This is a genomic window from Bradyrhizobium sp. (assembly GCF_036009065.1).
Classification (GTDB): Bacteria; Pseudomonadota; Alphaproteobacteria; order Rhizobiales; family Xanthobacteraceae; genus Bradyrhizobium.
The window spans coordinates 1-1,775 of record NZ_DASYMN010000061.1 but is presented as its reverse complement, the minus strand read 5'-3'; the positions used below and the strand labels follow the sequence as shown (position 1 = coordinate 1,775).

Annotated in this window: 1 protein-coding gene and 1 pseudogene; one reads left to right on the top strand and one right to left on the bottom strand. The window is 62.4% G+C overall.

Annotated elements, in window-relative coordinates:
- Positions 1-651: pseudogene (locus VGP39_RS03990) on the bottom strand (preprotein translocase subunit SecA); the annotation flags it as partial.
- Positions 652-995: 344 nt separating this feature from the next.
- Here VGP39_RS03990 and VGP39_RS03985 point away from each other — a divergent pair.
- Positions 996-1,775 (top strand): peptidylprolyl isomerase (locus VGP39_RS03985; RefSeq protein ID WP_327566805.1); only part of this gene is annotated, 780 nt, incomplete at its 3' end.

Here is a 1,775-nt window from a genome sequence, read left to right as displayed (position 1 = left end):
GTCGATCAGGATCGAGTCGACTTCGTCGACGATGGCGTAGAAGTGGCCGCGCTGGACCATGTCCTCCAGCCGGTACTTCATGTTGTCGCGCAGGTAATCGAAGCCGTATTCGTTGTTGGTGCCGTAGGTGATGTCGCAGGCATAGGCGATCTTGCGCTCGGCATCGTCGAGGCCGTGGACGATCACGCCGGTGGTGAGGCCGAGGAAAGCGTAGATCTCGCCCATCCAGGCGGAGTCGCGCCGGGCCAGATAATCGTTGACGGTGACGACGTGGACGCCCTTGCCGGCGAGCGCGTTGAGATAGACCGCAAGCGTCGCCACCAGCGTCTTGCCTTCGCCGGTCTTCATTTCGGCGATGTCGCCCTCGTGCAGCACCATGCCGCCGATCAGCTGCACGTCGAAATGGCGCTGCTTGAGGGTGCGCTTGGCCGCCTCGCGCACGGTGGCGAAGGCGGGAACCAGGATGTCTTCCAGGGTCTTGCCGTCGGCGAGTTGCTGGCGAAATTCGGCGGTACGCGCTTTGAGCGCCTCGTCGGACAACGCTGCGATCTCCGGCTCGAGCGCATTGATGGCGTCGACGCGGGGCTGGTAGGCCTTGATCCGGCGGTCGTTGGCGGAGCCGAAAAACTTGCGGGCGAGCGCGCCGAGCATGCAGATTCCAGTCTTTTCAGTTCGGCGTTTCAGCCATGAGTGCGACCCGGATTGCCCATCAACTCATCGTGACGCGTCAAAACGAGGGTCCCAAATCCAGGGCGCGTTCGCATCATGAGTGGGAGTTGAGCAATCAGAGGTTCAACGGCCAAAAGCGCAAGCAAAATCGCGCGATAGCCATCGGACCGTCGCGGAGAGATATGGCCCGCCCAAAGGGTTGTCAACGGCACGGACCTGTCAGGGATTTCATCATTTTGACAGGTTTTTCGCGTTGCCAAGGCGGCATGATTGGGCGAGTGTCCCGCCGCCCCAGACAGCCCCATCGTTGAAGATAAGGATTTTCCATGACCTCTTTGTTCCCCATGAAATCCGGCCTGCGTTTCGGCTTTGCCGCCGTCGCCGTGACCGGCTGTTTCGCGGTCGCCTTGCTCGCCGGCCTTCCGGGCCGGGCTCAGGAGGCAAACCCGGTGCTCGCCAAGGTCAATGGCGCCGAAATCCGCGCCAGCGATGTGGCGATCGCCGAAGAGGAACTGGGCCCGAGCCTGGCGCAGATGGACCCTGCGACCAAGAAGGAGAACGTGCTGGGCTTCCTGATCGACATGAAGATCGTTTCCAAGGAAGCTGAGGACAAGAAGATCGCCGACCGCGACGACTTCAAGACCCGCCTCGCCTTCGCGCGCAGCCGGCTCTTGATGGACAACCTGCTGGCGGTGGAGGGCAAGGCCGCGACCACCGACGAGAACATGAAGAAGGTCTATGAGGACGCCGCCAAGCAGATCACCGGCGAGCAGGAAGTCCACGCCCGGCACATCCTGGTGGAGAGCGAGGACGAAGCGAAGAAGGTCGCGGCCGAGTTGAAGAAGGGCGCGGATTTCGCCGAGCTCGCCAAGAAGGAGTCCAAGGATCCCGGCGCCTCCGACGGCGGCGATCTCGGCTTCTTCACCAAGGACCAGATGGTGCCGGAGTTCTCCGCCGCCGCCTTCGCGCTGGAGCCCGGCAAGATTTCCGATCCGGTGAAGACGCAGTTCGGCTGGCATGTCATCAAGGTCGAGGAAAAGCGCACCCGCAAGGCGCCGGACTTCGAGCAGGTCAAGCCGCAGATCGAAACCTATGTGGTGCGCAAG